This is a genomic window from uncultured Amphritea sp. (genome assembly GCF_937127095.1).
Classification (GTDB): Bacteria; Pseudomonadota; Gammaproteobacteria; order Pseudomonadales; family Balneatricaceae; genus Amphritea.
In genome coordinates this window covers 79,364-96,016 of the sequence record NZ_CAKZLP010000004.1, presented here as the reverse complement: position 1 = coordinate 96,016, position 16,653 = coordinate 79,364, and the positions used below count along the sequence as shown (strand labels likewise).

The window sequence follows — 16,653 nt, the reverse complement described above, 5'->3', positions numbered from 1 at the left end:
GAAAGAATATTAGTCTGGAGTTCAGCCTGCCTGCGAGCAAATGGAATATGAAGGTGGGGTTCTAAGGACGCTTACGTATGTCCGTTCTCATATGCAGTGAAATGAATTCTCATTTGTAGTGAAATCTCACTTATCATGAAATGAAAAAGCAGCCTGATGCTTTTTTTTGATTGAAGGGTGCGTCATAGCAGGTCTGCTTTGTGCCAGAAGCAGAATTTTAGATATTGCTAATGTAGCATCGAATCAGCTAACCAACAGCTCCAAAAGCGGACATTTAATTTAGAACTGTTAAAGAATGAGCATCAAGCATTTGATTACAATTCAAAGGATAGCAGCGTGTGCTTTACATCAAAATCCGACCCGTCCTTTCTGACATGTGTTGTCTGAAATCGTTTGCAAGGCACAGTATCATCTATATCAATCGGCCCAGATTTCAAAGTCCCTTTATCGGAATTTGCTGCTATTGACGCCTCTACCTTTTTCTTTGCATACAGTTCCTGCCCATCCATGACATATCCGAGCATACAGGCCATTGGGAGAAAACGAGAATATTGCTGAGTAATATATCTATTCAAACCTTCGGTCACATAAACTGTTGCCAAAGATGATCTTTTTCCTTTGTGAATGACGTTCAGCCTTTTGCACTCATAAGCCAAATACACATCCCTGTCTTGGTCTATAATAACGGCTATATCTATATACCCTTTACCCTCTACAGCCTCTGTATCTGCGATAGGCTCAAAAGGAACAAACTGCGCCTCGGGCCAGCCAATACGTCTAACAACCGGATCTTTGCATAGTCTATGCACTAGATTGTTAGTAATATCATCTTCCTCAGAGCTTGAACTTAGCGCCTTTCTACACTCTGGCCAATGAACGGCAATTCTCTGTGTGAATCTTTGCTCTACACCTCGAAACCGCTTTATCCACTGAGTCATATTCCCTTGCGACATCTGCAAAACTTAATCCTTCTCTGCGACCAGATATGACTGGATGTCCATTACAATTGCATCTGCATCTTCTAATGCCGAAGATCGCATCCAATGCAATCTACTGAGCGGCTTCACTAGGTAGAGTCTATTTTCTATGAATAATCTAAAATCGGGAATAAGAGTAAAGTTTCCTGGCAACTCTATATTTGCCGAACTAACGAGTTTTTTTATGACTTCTTTCAGATCAAGCTGCTTCTCTTGGTATCCCATCTTCTCATTGTTATTAGAATTGGCTATTGCCAACTCCAGAAGACCAAAGTCTTCACTCTTTCCCAATAGGCAGGCAGTTATACCATCGCTCTGGTCGAGCCAGTTTTCTAATTCCGAAACTAAACTTCGGACGTACTCTTCTCTATTATCTTTGTTAGTGGCTCCCCATATATACGGAACGGTATTTTGATGGGGTTGAGAGGCAGGAATAATGTAGTTTACTGTATCCTCTACAATTGAAATTTCTTCGCCAGAGAGCCCAAAATATTGATACATCAGTGCATCAATTTTCTCCAAACAATGTTGAACTTCATTCTCTGAAGAAAGCATTTTTAATGATTTTTCTTTAAATCCATCAATTATTTGAACAATTTCTTTTTCAATTTCCTTTCCAGAGTCATCCAGCGCTTTCGAAGAAGGAAATGGCAACTTTAGAAGCTCAGATTGTTGAACCTCTGGCCTACCTGAACCAAATGATGCGGTCCCATGAAAAGCAAACCATAGAGCAAGCTTACTATTCAAATAAGCAGTTAAAACTTTGGCCTTTTTGCTTTCGCGCTCGGGAAAAATTACTGCCATCAGTATGTGCTGAAATACCATTGGGCTATCACAATACGCAGCCTTCAATCTCATCTGAGAAGTCCCCACCCCTCTTGAGATTAAAATCTTCTTCTGCCCATATGAAGCTTCAAATCCCTTCCGCCTTACATGTGTTGAAGACCATGGCTTTAGCGTTGGCGCGTTTTGATACAGCATTTCCAGTGACTGAACAGGCAAATATGGATATTTGACTACCTCATCACTTATATGAGGGATTGTTGATGAGCGCCCATCATTAAAGGGCTGAAACCCCTGACCAATAAACCAGCCGACGTCTTTTTCATTCGCTGCGTGATTAGAGCTTTTAAATGGCTTTATAAAATCCCCTAACCTTTCAAAAGAGGACAAATACTTATATAGCTTCTGGTCTACTGGACGCATCCATAATCGAGATTTTAGCGAAAAGTAGTCTTGTTTAATTTCATTCGAGGAAATAGACACACGATCACGACTCGAAATAGTTATATTTCTCTTAAGCTGTAAGTTTAAATCTGCTTTTGGCGTCCAATATTCGATGCTGTAAACGTCTGAAGGCGACGTATTTTCTCCAAATATAACTAAGGCTGTCGGACTTGTGGCTCCTCCAAACAACTGAAAACGCAAATCCGAGAAATTTATAATCCGAGCTATTTTTGCTTTCTCTACAAAAAGCGCTCTGGCATTAAATGACTTGGGGTTATGAAGAAATCCCATTGCTGGCACTAAAAACGAAATCAAACCTCCTTTCTTTACATGATTGAGAGACTTCCATGTAAATGCCCATGCATCCTCATTACCCGGCATTGGACATTGATTGCCTTTACACCACTTGATAGATTTTCGATTTGGATTTCTTCTACTCGCCCAAGGAGGATTTCCAACTATCACATCATATTGATGAGCGGAATCAGATGAGGCTGCAAAGAAATCTTGTTCTATTAAGGTTTTTCCCCATAGATCAGGAAGCATTTTTCCTTTCTTGATCAGCTTTTTTATATCCGGCGGAGAAACTTGCTCTAAAAGAGCAATGTATAATGAAAAAATAGCAACACGTACCGCGCTTCCATTTATATCCCACCCATGAACCCGTTCTAGGATTAGGCATAAATTAGACCATTGTACTGCTTGTACATCTCTAGACTGCTTCCACTGCTCACATAGGAGCTGAAAAGACCTGACCAAAAAAACGCCTGACCCACATGCAGGGTCTAAAAAACGTCCCGATTTTTTAACGGATTCAGAAATACTATCCCAGAGCTGAACCATTACCGTGTCGGCAAGAAACATAGGAGTATAATAAGCACCCAAGTCTCTTCTTTCACTTTCCTTTTCACCTAAAAACCGATCATAAACAGCGCTAATAAGCTCAACAGGTATATATTGAAAGTTATACCCCCAAAAACTCCTTTGGCCACTTTCCATATCTTCGTTGCCTGATCTAAAACGGCACAGTATGTTGAGATGACGTTCTGTTACTTTAACTTTGTTTTTCTTTGGATCAAATGAACTCGGCGAGACAAAAACATTTCCGTTGAAGTCCCTTGCTAGGACTTTAAACAACCGCTCCAAATTGGATGTTTTGCCAGATGAAAGAACATCAATTAGAGAAGAATATTTCCCATTAAAGATAGACTGATAGTATTTATCAGTAATGATGGCTCTATCTTCAAGATATGAAATGAACATGGTCTGCATAAGAAGTGCTTGTGCAGAATCCGTATCCAAATCTTTTACCAATTCATCATGAGATAGAATCAGATTTTTTAGCAGGTAATAATCAACTCGTTCGTTTAGCTTAAAAAATTCCTTATGTTCCTGCCACAGCCTGCCCGTCTCAGCCCCAGAAATAAGGCTCTTTATTCTTAATGTTTTCTCGCTTAATTTAAGGGTTTCAATGAGACAACTACCTTCAAAGTCTTCATCAGAGGTTCGAACAGGCAACTTAGCAAGTGAGAAGAACCTGAGCGTATCGCCCGTAATGACAAGTAAAGCGCTCGCTAAGCCTTGATTCCATAATTTTGCGTGGATTTGCATTACTTCAGCTTGGACATACTGATCTTGAACCAAGTAAGCAAAAGTTGGCACGCCTTGTACACAAAACAGTGCAGACAAACCAATTTTCTCGAACGAATCCCTTATCGCCCCCGCATGAGATGATCCTGCTACAGCATCGCTTGGGAAATATACTTCAGGAGCACTTCTGTTTTCGAAACCAAAGGCTTCGATCCATTCAGAAGGAATTTCAATTTGTCTTTGAGCGCCCATTATCTACCCTCACTTACCACTAAGTGATCAGCGCTAGAGGACGGCATTGCTAATATTAGTTGTCCTTGGGCATCTTCATTTTGCATTTCCATTATGTCAGCACGCAATTCATCTATGACAACTACGAGAGGGATAACAATTAGCACATCTGCACTAATTTGTTTGTTTAGTAATCGTGACGTTGAACAAGTGTTGTTTTTCAAATCAATCAGAAGGATCAGAGGTTCCAACTCATCGAGAGATACGCTGTTACACAAATCAAACAAAGCTTCAGATATGCCAGATAAGCTTCCTATTTTTATTGAGCAAATATCAGTCAAGCGCTTTAGAATCGCTATGGCCAGTATGTCACCTATAAGAAACCTAGCTGAATGACCATTGATCGAAGAAAGTGAAGGCAGTACTGTCTTCCAATGTCTGTATGCTTCAGGGCTAAGACCTACTGCTTTACGTAACTGCCCCGGTGAATATTGCATTGCTATGAATCCATTCTTGTTGTTAACAACAGATTATTATGTTGCTAACAACAAGTCAATACTGATGACTGATGTGGGTCAGACATGGTCGAAAGACAAATGCAATGATGTCAGCTTGGGGTCGGTAAGCGACCTAACAACCCTGAGCCGAGCCAGGCTATTCGTTTAGGTCTGCTCCGTGCCAACAGCGGACATGCTTACCAGTGATTATATGGCGTGGTAGAGGTTTTAGTAATCCCTCAAGAACTTTGCCCCAGCCAATGCGTTATTTCCAAATCGTGCCGTTTACCCAAACGTCGTAGCAATAAATACGGTTTCTACGGTATATTTCTTATCCACTCATGAACTTTAAAGTACCTTGCAAGATGGGAAAGCTTGTAAGGGGAAGCTACGAATCGAGAGAAACAGAATGAATGACGAACCAGAATTAATAAACTCACCGTTGTCACAACAGATATCAAGTGGTGGAAGCACTGTATTGGTAGAAATCTATCGATTAGAAGATGAAAAAGATTGGGCATTAGAAGTTGTTGATGAATTTAATAACTCAACTGTATGGGACGAAACTTTCCCAACTGACAAAGCTGCATTGACAGAAGTAAAGAAAGCAATTTTAGAGGACGGTATACGTTCTCTAATTGGCCCTGAACCTGGTACAGGTTCGTAGTAACAATCACATATAACAAGTTCAGGCACATAGCTAACTCCTGAAGGTTACGAGAGCTTTTCTTGGTCAACTTTTGACATGAAAGCGACTTTAGCAGTCTAGGGTTCTTGTGTTGGCGCGCCTTTTTATAATGAAGATAAATAATGACTAAGAAAAACAATTTAGGTTCGTTGCTGCATAGTGTTATCAATCCTAGTGAAACGTTATGTCGAATAGTGTTTTCTGACGGCAGTGAGACGATGGACTATGTGCCCGATGATGTATTGAAGAATGCTGATGACAATGTTGCTGTTGAGTGGTGGATGGAAGAAGCTGGGGCCGACTATAAGTCAATCCTGGATGGTATTAAATGGGCAGTCCGTGTGGAGCCTAAGATTGAACATTAGACTTTTGAGTGTCTGAACTATCTAGTACGTTCTGAAGTCAGTTACGTGCCAACAGCGCCCACACCCTTGTATGTGCTTAACGTATTCGAAATAATCGTAGGTTTTTTTTTGCGCCCAATGGAATGATTGCTTATGAACAGAATATCTTGTCTAACCCCTTTTCTGGCTTCGGGTAAACGACTCAAAATACATTCAGAGCAAGAAGAATTATCGCAGCAGGAAAGCGACTTAATACCATCATCAGATTATGTGTCTGAAAACATAACGAAGGAAATTGAGACAAATCAGGGTCAAACCAACTTAGCGGGGGGAAAGCTATGATAAGGGTAATATCATCAGAGGAACCTATCACCCCGGAAGAGGGATATTTACCCTTGCCTCCGATAATCTGTCGTCAAGTGAAAATGTCAGAAGAACGCTACGACACGAAATCCTGGGTCACTACGGTCTTAATGCGTTTAAGGCAATTGATAAGGGGAAAGTAGAAGCGGTTGAGGCTTCATATGTCTTTATAAGGTGTTGGCTTATATTCGATTGGTTAACTCCTTGCCGTGATCTTGCCGTTGTTGGCTTCTCGAAGAGGTGCCGGTGAGTGCCCTAACGTCTACTGAGCCAAGTCTGGCTAGTCATTTGGGTCAGCTTTGTGCCAAAAGCGGACGTTAATAAAAGCTACTCGGTTGGCGGGGAAGCGCTTTTCGTAAGGCTTCAAGAGTCTTGCTCCACCCTATATGCTCTTTCCATAAGCATCCATCGATCCAAACGTTGTAGCAATCAATACGGTTACTGCGATATAGTTCAATACGATGGGTAACTGGAGTACCCGTATCGTAGTCTGTAATTTTGATTAACCTGCGCAGCTCAGGTAATTCAGGCGGATATTCAGGATGAATACCATTGATCCTTTTTTCCTCTCTGGCAGCCCTTGCCTTTGCATATTTAGTCACATATTTCTGATACTTACGGCTTCTGCGATACATCTTTTACCCGTCCCTAGATATAAATGTACCTTACAAGGTAGCAAAGCTTGCAAGCTCTGCAAGCTTGTATGGGCTCAATAATAAATTGTTATGCATTCAGGAGGCAACCTTGAAGCTAGAAGAATTACTCTCAATATTTGGTCATTTAATTGATTCAGAAAAAGTGACTAAATTTTTGGCGCAATATGATTCATTCAAAGTTGAAAGGCCATCTGATGGGAGCCAGTATGTAATTTCTGAGGAGCTTGGAGTAGACCTATTATTTCGGCCTGATGATGGCCCGCAGGGAGGGAAATCAAAACATTTAAGAAAATGCCAAAGTGCATTTCTCTATTCACAAGGAAGAGACGATCATGAACAGTACGAGGGTGAAATTCCTTTAGGTTTTGCATTTAGCGATTCTCGTGAAAAAATAATAGAAAATCATAAACCAGAACGTACATGGAAAATTGGCCAAGGCGAAGTCTCCATTGATTTCCCGACTCCCAGCCATGACCGCTGGGCATTCGGCAACTTGCTAGTCTCAGCTCACTACAATAAATCTGGAAAAATAATGTACTTCATCGTGAGTGCAAACAATGCATAATCGGGTAGCCGAGGGTCTCTAACCCTCAGCCCCCACAACACCCTGCATGCGGGTCCGCACAGGGCGTTTCATTTGCCATAGTGAAGTTTGATCCATCCATCACGTAACTCATATAACCCCTGAGACTTTAAATAAGCATTGGATAATGCCTGATTTATCCCCGGTGTTTTTGAACTGCGCCATGGGCCTTTGCTGGTAATGCCACACGCAACTGCTGCCTGAACTCGAACGCCCAGCCTCATCAGGTTTCTGACTTTGGTGCGTGGTTTTCGCCACTGTCGCCAGTAAGCCATTCTGACTCTGCGCCGTATCCAGTGATCCAGATCGACACAGAGTTGATAGCAATTGGCGATGCCAAAGTAATTGATCCAGCCGCGTATAAATTGACTGGTCTTGAAGAGTTGGTATCGCATCGATACACCCCAGTTACGGTTCGTTAATCGTCGAATCTGCTGCTTGAACTTGTGCAGCGTTTTCGCATGCCATTGGATGCGACCTTTCTGGAACGTAAATCCTAGAAATTTGCTATCACTGGTTTTAACGACGTGGCTCTTGGTCGAGTTAACGACCAGCTTTAAACGGTTTTGCAGGTACTGACTGATACTGCGCAATACGCGTTCACCCGCTCGCTGACTCTTTACCACTATCGTAAAGTCGTCGGCGTAGCGGGCGAACTTGTGACCGCGCTTCTCAAGCTCTTTGTCCAAAGGGTCGAGCATGATGTTAGCCAGCAGGGGAGATAATGGGCCTCCCTGAGGAACACCTTCTCGGCTCTCACCATAGAACTGGTTGTCGACAAACCCAGCTCGAAGGTAGAGCTTAATCAACCTGAGTAAACGCTTATCCCTGATCTTACGACCCAGGAGCGTCATCAGCAGGTCATGATTAACCCGGTCAAAGAACTTGGAGAGATCTATGTCCACCGCGATGCGGCGTCCCTCCTTGATAATGCCTTGTACCTGTTTAACCGCTTGCTGCCCATTTCGCCCCGGACGAAAACCAAAACTATGGTTTGAGAACTCCGGGTCGAAGATGGGCGTGAGGACTTGGGAAATGGCTTGCTGGATCACCCGGTCTATGACGGTTGGGATACCCAGTTGGCGTTTACCGCCATCGGGTTTATCTATCTCAACCCGTCTGACCGGTGAAGGGCGATAGCGTCCTGTTTCCAGTTCATTTACCACCCGTTTCCATTCGCCTGATTGTGCCCATGCGGGGAATTCATCAATGGTCATCCCATCCACTCCCGCAGCCCCCTTATTGGCTCGAACTCGCTTCCATGCAGCCTGCAGATTATCTCTTTGCAGTACCTGTTCGAATAGATCATGACTAAAGGCTGGCTTCTTGACACGACGCTGAGTTACGTCACTGCCGGTCGGCATTCGTGTGTTCAAGTGTGACAAGGCTCCTCCTTTTAACAAATGTTCAGGCCTTCACCTTGTCCCAGCCATTACGATGGGCGTTTGGCTACTACGCCGTCTGCTGACTTCTGCTTAATCACTCAACGGATTACCCCGCAGAGCGCTATCGGTTTTCATCCTATTTGCTCAAGCAGGGTGATGAGACCTGCTTGCCGAGCCTGTTGAAACCAGTGGCTGAGAACTGGTAATTTACCGATCGCTGGTTAAGCAGATCTCCCCGGATAAGAGCATGAACTTTCGCTGCACTGCTGCATCATTTACGGTGGCCGTTAGATCACATGGCTTCGTCGTCTTGTGCCAACTCGCCTTCAGCCTACGCCTCATATGATGTTTTTGTTCATCAGCACGCAGTTTTGCTAGCGGCTTCCTCCAGACCGAACCTCGCGGTTAAGCCCTTGCCATTCGCTAGTAGTTAACATCTAATAACGACATAAATCGCTATGGATGGTGACCTTCCTACAGAGGACTTTCACCTCATTAGTTCATGCCCATGCTGGGCGTACACAAGGCCATCAACTTGACCGCCTTACGCTGCGCTTCAGTCGGCAATTTATGGCAACGTTAATGTCCGCTTTGTGTCGAAAGCTGACCGTCGATGTCATTTCATCCTAATTGATAATGCGCTGCTTTCATTTCACGTTAGGTGAGAATTTGTGGGAGGTGGGATTCTCATATTAGTTGAAATATCCAATATTTTCTGGAGTTGTTATTTCACCTTATTTGAGAACGGACAAGGTAGTTGCTTAGCAGATGAAGGAGGAGGATCAAGGGTCAGCCAGGTCTGCCAGCCCTTCGCGTTTTCCCGCCATGCTTACCAGACCACCTCAATATAAGATGTGCATTAAAGCCTTACGGGCATCCACATAGTCAGACCACTTCAATGTAAGATGGACATCAATGAGGCAATCATTCACTTCACCGAAATCTAAAATTCGACCGTTGCCGCTCAGGTTACCGCCGCATAAGTAAATGAACCACTCTGCGAACTGCTGATCAGTGCAGTTTGTACCTCCAGCCTGTAAAGGACGGTATTGCAGCGAGTGATATTCCTGCAATGAACCCGGCTCTGGCTCTTCGATATCCTGAATGAGCGTGACCTCACCCTCCCGGACAACATCAATATTGAGACCTTCAATAAAGGACAGGACCGGTAACGCATTCAATTTAACCTGACGAGCTGTTTCTACTTCATCGAAGTCATTAATTTTGTCACCCAGACCGGTAAAGTCGACAACAGATAATGTTGACCAATTCAGATCTCCAATATAATCCAAAAACGCAGCTTCACGGCTTTCATAACCAGCTCCAGAACAACCTGAATCAAAATCAGCAGGGTTATCCGTCAACCAAGCGCTGAAGCCGCTGACGAATGAGATATTTTTAAGTACAAGATAAGTCATAACTGCCACCTTCCCTATTCCATAATCCACAACACTTGCGCATCCCTATTCCTTTCGATCCCAACTCCATGATCGAAATGAAAGTGCGAACCGACCTGAGTGCCGGATGGTTGAAAATTAAGGGTATCCTGATATAGGGTTGAAACAGGGCTATAAACGCCCTGCATCAACCTCCTGAGCCAGTGTTGATTTTGTTATCGTTTTAGTTCTCTACGAGGACTATAAAGTGCATCATCAACAACGATAAAATCCTTCTTAATCCATTGAGTGACCTGTGCCGGTGCGACTCCCTGCGCTTCCGCGAAGGCTCTCTGCGAGCCTACGAACTCCTCGGAGATGTACTCAACGAGGGTTCTGGCCGCAGGTCTTACTGCTTTTTTCTGCCGATCGCATTCTCAAGAGCTGCGCTATAGTCAAACTCGGCACCAGCTTCAACGAGAATATCAAGTTGAGCCTTAATGCTTTCGTCATCTGTGTATCCTGAATCTTCAGCCGCTTCCCAGGCGTATTGCCCGGCCATAATCTCTGCATCTCGGGTGTCGGTCCCGCCGAAGTAGCCGGATGATTCGCCTCTGTTAGACGAGTTGATGATTTCAACTACTTCTTCGAAGCTGCAAGCTTCAGTGATTGCGTCAGTCATAATCGTGTCCTTTTTCCGTTTGGGCGTCGGCCTCTCGTCAACCCTGAATATAGTATATCACTATACATTAAAATATAAAGCGTTTTACTATATTTTATCCGGCTGACAACAGCAAAATCCGATTTGCATATCAGCTTACCCTTGCATTAAGTCAACGGCTAAATCCGGATACCCAAAATTTTATCTGGTTCAATGTCCACCAGCCAGCAGCTGGTGGACACTGATTTAATTAAGCAGGCTGTAAAGACCGGATACCTAAGCATACGCGGTCCATAAGGGATGTCACATGGGGTAATAAAACGCTTTGCCCTAATCCCTCATGAGCAGTCGAGGGCGCTAGACCTTCCACCAGCTTGAACGGGATCAGCTTTACTGCAGCATGTTCTGCAACTGTCATTAGACGTTGCAGGCCATCAGAACGCTTCCAAAACGCCTCAGTAGATCTTGCCTTAAAATAGCCTTTCCCTGTGGTGCCAACGCTGGTGGATTTTTGGTCGATGAATTGGCGCTTGAACCCCTTCCCGGCCAGCGCATCAGATACCGCTTTCTTCTCCAAGTAATCGTATGCCTTCCAAGATGGGTCATCTGCCGGAACTTCCTCCATAATGTCGCCCATAGTTTGATAAACCTTTTCACACTTAGGCAGATCATCAAGAGTGAATGAATCAGCAACACCTTCGCTGACAGCAACAAAGTAATAGCGGGCGCGGTCTTCTAGTGTCCCAGCATCGGAACCGTCCAGCACAATTTCCATGACCCGGTAACCAATTCGCTGAAGCTCAGAAACAATAAGATGGTATGTGGCAGAGTCCTGAGCCTGTTTCACATTCTCACTGCAAATAATGCTTGGGTTTACACGTTTTACGATTTGCATGAAGCCAAACATAGCCGTTGCAGCATCGGGATGAGCTTCACCAAATGCTAAGTGCAGCTTTGAGCGCCCTGATAACGAAAAGCCTGTGCAAGGAAGCGAAACAGACAGCAGATCTACATGCCCCAGCAGCTCCGGCTCAAGCTCTTCCAGTGATGCAACCACCAGCTGAGTATCGTCGGTAACAGCAGGATTGTTACGAGCCGCCACATCAAGGTACTTACCTTCGATATCGACAACCCAATCGAGTGTAGACAGAATGTCAGCCTTCTTCAGTGACTCATGAACCCCATAAGTTGAGACACCAATACCGGTGCAAAGAGAACCTTCTTTCAGAGTGCGTTTGCCAGCGGCAATTTCACGAAGACGATTTTCACGATCAAATTTCTTTTTCTCTTCATGATGAAGATCAACAAGAATGAGGCCATTCAGAACAGTGATCCGAATGCGGGTGCCCACCGCAGGGAAATCTTTATTCAAGATATCAATGATAGGAAGGACATCACCAGTTGAGCGATTAACGCGACCAGAAACGGTCTTCTGAGAACCTTCTTCCAGCTTAATAGCAATAGACCCAGTGGTTTTATTAACGGTGTATGAGATACCTGCACCTTTTGTAAACCCAGCATCAGCCAAGCGGCGACCTTGTACCCATAAACGCTTACTGCCACGGTGTTCAGCAATAGTCTTATGGATGTAAGTACGGACTTTACTAATCAGATCTGGTTTGAAGTAAGTAGTCATGATGATTGTCCGTTCTCATATGTAGTGAAATGAATTCTCATTTGTAGTGAAATCTCACTTATCATGAAATGAAAAAGCAGCCTTCTGGGCTGCTTAAGTGGCAGGTCTGTTTTGTGTAGCAAAAACAGACACTATCCTAATTTTTTTCATCAACTTCACAGGACTCTAGTAGAGTTTTCGCGTACCTGAGACCGCGCGCCTTCACAAAGCCATCATTAATAATGAATAAAAAAGTGAAGAAAAATATGGTCGAAGCAAGTTCAGAACCAATCCCGAACATATGATTCTTTAAAATTACTGAGCTTTCGCTTGATTCACTAATACCTAGTGCCGACCATATAAAATAAAAGTTTATCACTACACACATAAGTGCAACTAACATACCTATCATACGTATTGCCAGTAAATTACGTGCAAACCCATATGCCACATTATCACGGAAAACAGCGGGATACTTTGTCTTGTCTCGGGTGAACTCTCTAAGAAAATTTATAGCACTTTGGTATTTCAGATCCGAATCAGTCTGATCTTTTATCTCATCGTCTACGTCAGGTAAGTTCAATTCGTCAATTTTGCGATCCAACCACTTGTGATACCGCTGCTTTGTATATTTATCTAAGACTTGATCTCTGTGCCTGAGAATAGTTGTTGTAGGGGGGCCTCCCCAGATAGAAAACAGCTTTTCTTGGCACTTATTTCCCAAGTTAGAAATAAACGTAGAAATAAATGTCATGACACCAAAGCTGATCAATATTGTGAGTGAGCCTCCCAATATGCTTTTTGAACTCGGGCACCAAGCGAGCATTGTCAAAACAAATGGAAGCACCGAAAAAAACGCTGGCATAAACCTCGCGTTGATCGTGTAATAGTCGAAATTTTTTCCAAGCTCTTTTAACATTCAACTCGCACTATGTGCCCTCCGGTATAGGTAAGCATAACGATGGGTAAATCGTAGTTGATTTGCAGTTCTTTCAGAGAATCCTTATCGATTGTTGATGGAGGTGTTGCACTGGTATGACTGTGCCAGGTACCCAAAAATGTTATCTGTCCGTTAGTTCTTTCGTGAATACTCTCGAAGTCTTCAGCGAGGCCTTCCACATTCAAAACAAACTTATCCTTGGTACGCATACTGCCTTTAGGCGAATCCAATAAATAGTTGACGTAGATGGTTTTTGAAAGATGACATACTTGCCCCGCAATAACCCCCCCATTTTCGAGCATTGGTTTATCATTGCTCAGCTCTTCAATTTCTTTAACAACCGATCCCAGAACCCTGACGGTCCAATCAAAGTCGTTATTTTTCGGAATGATTAAAGTTGGTGGAATCTGGTAAGTCGTCCAAACCATATCCAAGGAAGAATGATCTATTGTTCCTACATGCAGGATACCTTCCGGTATATCACTCCTGTTTTTTATATGGGCATTTACTCGGGAAGATATAGCCGCTGACATCAATGAAATATCCATATCATTCATAATTGTTGTCACCGAACCACAGCCTTCTCCAAAGTGATTATGTTGTGGCCCATCCCCACCATACATGGCCCTTTTTATAGGCTCACTGCCAATGCATAACGTATTCACAAAGGAAGCAATATCATCAACTCGTACTGAGCGAGAATTTCCCTCTAGTGCAACAACGCCCATGGTGGATTTACCGTACAACGTTGATTGAATCAGCCTCCCACTAAGTGAGTCACAGTGATGAGACAAATAGTATCGAACAGGTAGCGACGCCGTAGTATCAAGAACATAATCTGTCTTTTTATTGAGCGAAAATCCCGTTTTAGTACCCATAGACTGAATGTCTTTATCTATTGGCCTGGACCCAACATTTAGACTCGACAGTTGCCTGTGCAGCAGCTGAGACTTGCTGAAACATAGACTGCTGAAATTTGGAACAATTAGCCCATGCCTAGCATTATTGTGGCTCCCAAAATAATCGTTATCTACTAGCTCAAACTGATAGCATCCCGTTTTCGCTAAATGAAGCGCAACTTTTGAACCCAGGCTGCCGCAGCCCAGCAGACTAAGATTAACTGGCTTTTCAGCTTTCTCTCCTGATACTGCTTGCAGCAATTGTGGGCAAGTCCGTTCAATCAATTGTGCTGGAAGAACTACTGAGTCATCTGGGATTTTTTCTGCATTATCGAGGCTAAAGAAGACCCGATAAGCGAGAAGCTCCCATGGGCTTTCCGTACCGATCAGGTTAAAGGGACGCTTAACTGCGAAGGCTACCATAAACTCTTCAACTGGGGCTTTATTCTGCCTTTGCATGGACTGGGGGCTCGATATTGTAAGTATATATCTTAACCGAGCATCAAAAGCATGTTGCAAGCCTAAGTCTTTCGCAAACCCTCGTAAGCTCCTAAAATTATGTACAGTTTCAGGCTGATATTCGTCAAAGACCCTTCCATCTTTTGTCCGGAGTAAAATACTAGGAGCGTTGCGAATGGATGTGTTGTTATCAACTCCTAGGTATTTTTTCTTTAGTACAGTATTCGATGTTCCTAAACTAGGTGTTACCAATTCCCCCATAAGTAAGTCATCTGAACTTTCCAAGCGGTAATACCTATAATTGTAGAATTTGACAATATCTGTGCTCGTTTCTAAATCGGTACGAATAGCATGCGTATCAGCGTTAATCAGGCCTTTTGTATTGTCCCTGCGCATATGCTCCCAGCCCTGCACCGGGCAATGCAATTCATCTGCTGCTGCATTGTTTAACCATTGGCTCGCAGCATCAAGTAGCGCTGATAATCCCATACTGTGAAGCAGATCTACTAACGAAGACTCTGAGATACAGGGATATACCAACTCCCCTGGTGTATGGGGGTTGATATGCGGAAGGTTAGTCGTAAAATCCGGCCTTAACCGGGGTGAGGGTGCACTTTGTGGGTAGTCTAAAGGGAAGCACCAATAGACGGTCTCTACTTCCCTAACGCCAGTCCCCGAAATCCCTTGTTTACGAAACATGTTGGGTAGCTTAACCCCCCATTCCGTTTCAACAGTAACAGTATATTGCTCGACAGATACGTCCTTCACTCGTTTTACTGAAGAATAATTGGCTATCTGTTCTATGGCCGTTTGAATGGAGGGAAAAACCTCCGGCTGTTTATTATCCATGGCCAATCGCGTTGCCCGCCCCAGTAAATAATGTTCCAGTAGCCGCAGTCCGTGCAGCTTTCTTGGCAGTGCTTGATGACTCCTCAGAGGTTTTTGTTTCTTCCTGAGGGCCGCTATTTGTTAGCTTATAGGTTAGTACTTCAGGTGTCTTACCATTAGAGGGTTTGTAGTCACTAAGACACTGAAAGGTGCCGTCAGCCCCATCTGTGATGCTTTCATATTCATTCATGGCTTGGTAGTTAGGCGGATCACTCTTATCGTTTTTGATTTCATTGCTGCTTGAAACGATAACTGCACCTTTACGTGCTTCGTTTAATGCAGATTTCGCATCTGCAGAGACTTGTGGGTTATCTGTGTCACTGAAACTGTCATGTGACAAAGTATGCCAAGAGCAATGATGTGGAGCTAAGAGAATGTCATATTGCAATATTTCGGTATTATTCTTGTACTTCCCCCAGAGTACATCCCACACCTCAACGCCGGCATCACCAGCAAGCAATATATAGTTAGATGGGGATGTGTAACCGTGACTGGCAAGCCCCCACTGAATGATGATACTGGAACGGTTTTTATCCGGGCTGGTGTCGTCTTCGAACTCCTCACTAGCAAGTGGTCCCAACACTGTGGCGCTTAGCTCGTTAATGTATACTTCATTGAGGGTGTCTATTACATCCTCGTTTTGATAAACAATATCCAATATATCGTCCGTCTTTCCATCTTCGTCTTCACCAATCAAACGTATACGGTCACCCTGCTTACCGATCTTTTTTTCAGTCTTATACAGTTCGACTCGACGCTTCGCCTCATCTCTGAAAGCGATTGCATCCTTACAAAGACTGTTATTTTTGCTTTTGCGCCGAAAGATCAGGGGAGAAGACCATATCTCTCTGACAAATATCTTGTCGTTTTCACCGTCTCTGGATACCACGTAGTCATCAGGGCTCCCCTGATGAAAGTTCTCCCGAAATCCTCTGATGTGATCCTCGTCCGGGTGGGTAAGAATCAGTACATCCACATAAGGACGCCCTTCATCATCCTTTTCAAGCAGATCATGTAGCGCCGCCAATGCGTCACATTTGTCCTCATCCGACTCCCCATTTTGGCGAATATGCATATCTACCAACACATAGTGATAAATGTTATTGGATGCTATCTTCATAAGTGTCATGTCGCCATTTCCAACAGGAATATGGCTGATTGTTGATTTTTTGCTCATTTTGGCCTCTTAAACGTAACCTAGCGTATAATTTACTTCGATTTTTGGAAGCGGGCGATAAATTGGCCCCTTACTTATATCTACTGCCTACACTCAA

At 43.7% G+C, this 16,653-nt stretch carries 14 protein-coding genes; 3 read left to right on the top strand and 11 right to left on the bottom strand.

The features are described from left to right. Positions 1–314 precede the first annotated feature (314 nt). From Q0499_RS00780 to Q0499_RS00770, 3 genes are read right to left on the bottom strand one after another with little or no spacing between them, the layout of a single operon-like run. Positions 315–959, bottom strand: coding sequence for a hypothetical protein (locus tag Q0499_RS00780; protein WP_177201131.1), 645 nt, complete (start codon positions 957–959; stop codon positions 315–317). Positions 960–962: 3 nt separating this feature from the next. Continuing rightward, positions 963–4,046, bottom strand: a complete 3,084-nt coding sequence (locus Q0499_RS00775; protein WP_299194821.1) for an N-6 DNA methylase — start codon at positions 4,044–4,046, stop codon at positions 963–965. Next, entirely contained in the window at positions 4,046–4,522 is a 477-nt protein-coding gene (locus Q0499_RS00770; protein WP_299194818.1) for a hypothetical protein, read from the bottom strand. Before Q0499_RS00770 ends, Q0499_RS00775 begins: the two co-directional genes overlap by 1 nt. A gap of 409 nt (positions 4,523–4,931) precedes the next feature. Here Q0499_RS00770 and Q0499_RS00765 point away from each other — a divergent pair, with 409 nt between their 5' ends. Together Q0499_RS00765 and Q0499_RS00760 are read left to right on the top strand one after the other, a co-directional pair. Then, entirely contained in the window at positions 4,932–5,189 is a 258-nt protein-coding gene (locus Q0499_RS00765) for a hypothetical protein (RefSeq protein ID WP_299194815.1), read from the top strand. A 143-nt stretch (positions 5,190–5,332) separates the two neighbouring features. Then, on the top strand, positions 5,333–5,575 hold the full coding sequence (locus Q0499_RS00760) for a hypothetical protein (RefSeq protein ID WP_299194812.1): 243 nt from the start codon (positions 5,333–5,335) through the stop codon (positions 5,573–5,575). A gap of 659 nt (positions 5,576–6,234) precedes the next feature. Here Q0499_RS00760 and Q0499_RS00755 read toward each other — a convergent pair. Then, positions 6,235–6,552: a hypothetical protein gene (locus Q0499_RS00755; protein WP_299194810.1), complete on the bottom strand. Its 318-nt coding sequence runs from the start codon at positions 6,550–6,552 to the stop codon at positions 6,235–6,237. A gap of 109 nt (positions 6,553–6,661) precedes the next feature. Here Q0499_RS00755 and Q0499_RS00750 point away from each other — a divergent pair, with 109 nt between their 5' ends. Continuing rightward, positions 6,662–7,138, top strand: a complete 477-nt coding sequence (locus Q0499_RS00750; protein ID WP_299194807.1) for a hypothetical protein — start codon at positions 6,662–6,664, stop codon at positions 7,136–7,138. Between the two features lie 68 nt (positions 7,139–7,206). On the opposite strand, the gene ltrA is transcribed toward Q0499_RS00750, so the two are convergent. From ltrA to Q0499_RS00715, 7 genes are all read right to left on the bottom strand, one after another. After that, a complete protein-coding gene (gene ltrA / locus Q0499_RS00745; protein WP_299194805.1) occupies positions 7,207–8,532 on the bottom strand; it encodes a group II intron reverse transcriptase/maturase in 1,326 nt (441 codons plus the stop codon). An 851-nt stretch (positions 8,533–9,383) separates the two neighbouring features. Beyond that, entirely contained in the window at positions 9,384–9,959 is a 576-nt protein-coding gene (locus Q0499_RS00740) for a hypothetical protein (RefSeq protein ID WP_299194802.1), read from the bottom strand. Positions 9,960–10,326: 367 nt separating this feature from the next. Beyond that, positions 10,327–10,599 (bottom strand): hypothetical protein, encoded by a 273-nt coding sequence (locus Q0499_RS00735; RefSeq protein ID WP_299194799.1) that lies wholly within the window; start codon positions 10,597–10,599, stop codon positions 10,327–10,329. A gap of 229 nt (positions 10,600–10,828) precedes the next feature. Then, positions 10,829–12,214: a DNA cytosine methyltransferase gene (locus tag Q0499_RS00730; protein WP_299194797.1), complete on the bottom strand. Its 1,386-nt coding sequence runs from the start codon at positions 12,212–12,214 to the stop codon at positions 10,829–10,831. Positions 12,215–12,350: 136 nt separating this feature from the next. Further along, positions 12,351–13,112 (bottom strand): hypothetical protein, encoded by a 762-nt coding sequence (locus tag Q0499_RS00725; protein WP_299194795.1) that lies wholly within the window; start codon positions 13,110–13,112, stop codon positions 12,351–12,353. Next, complete coding sequence (locus Q0499_RS00720) at positions 13,106–15,340, bottom strand: ThiF family adenylyltransferase (protein ID WP_299194792.1); 2,235 nt, start codon at positions 15,338–15,340, stop codon at positions 13,106–13,108. The genes Q0499_RS00725 and Q0499_RS00720 overlap by 7 nt, the downstream gene beginning before the upstream one ends. Continuing rightward, positions 15,333–16,556: a metallohydrolase gene (locus tag Q0499_RS00715; RefSeq protein WP_299194789.1), complete on the bottom strand. Its 1,224-nt coding sequence runs from the start codon at positions 16,554–16,556 to the stop codon at positions 15,333–15,335. Before Q0499_RS00715 ends, Q0499_RS00720 begins: the two co-directional genes overlap by 8 nt. Positions 16,557–16,653: the final 97 nt, after the last annotated feature.

Bases quoted from the DNA above. Each gene is read 5' to 3' on its own strand.
- Q0499_RS00735 (WP_299194799.1), bottom strand. From the start codon at position 10,599: ATGACTGACGCAATCACTGAAGCTTGCAGCTTCGAAGAAGTAGTTGAA.
- Q0499_RS00775 (WP_299194821.1), bottom strand. From the start codon at position 4,046: ATGGGCGCTCAAAGACAAATTGAAATTCCTTCTGAATGGATCGAAGCC.
- Q0499_RS00760 (WP_299194812.1), top strand. From the start codon at position 5,333: ATGACTAAGAAAAACAATTTAGGTTCGTTGCTGCATAGTGTTATCAAT.
- Q0499_RS00765 (WP_299194815.1), top strand. From the start codon at position 4,932: ATGAATGACGAACCAGAATTAATAAACTCACCGTTGTCACAACAGATA.
- Q0499_RS00725 (WP_299194795.1), bottom strand. From the start codon at position 13,112: ATGTTAAAAGAGCTTGGAAAAAATTTCGACTATTACACGATCAACGCG.
- Q0499_RS00720 (WP_299194792.1), bottom strand. From the start codon at position 15,340: ATGGATAATAAACAGCCGGAGGTTTTTCCCTCCATTCAAACGGCCATA.
- Q0499_RS00730 (WP_299194797.1), bottom strand. From the start codon at position 12,214: ATGACTACTTACTTCAAACCAGATCTGATTAGTAAAGTCCGTACTTAC.
- Q0499_RS00755 (WP_299194810.1), bottom strand. From the start codon at position 6,552: ATGTATCGCAGAAGCCGTAAGTATCAGAAATATGTGACTAAATATGCA.
- Q0499_RS00740 (WP_299194802.1), bottom strand. From the start codon at position 9,959: ATGACTTATCTTGTACTTAAAAATATCTCATTCGTCAGCGGCTTCAGC.
- Q0499_RS00715 (WP_299194789.1), bottom strand. From the start codon at position 16,556: ATGAGCAAAAAATCAACAATCAGCCATATTCCTGTTGGAAATGGCGAC.
- Q0499_RS00770 (WP_299194818.1), bottom strand. From the start codon at position 4,522: ATGCAATATTCACCGGGGCAGTTACGTAAAGCAGTAGGTCTTAGCCCT.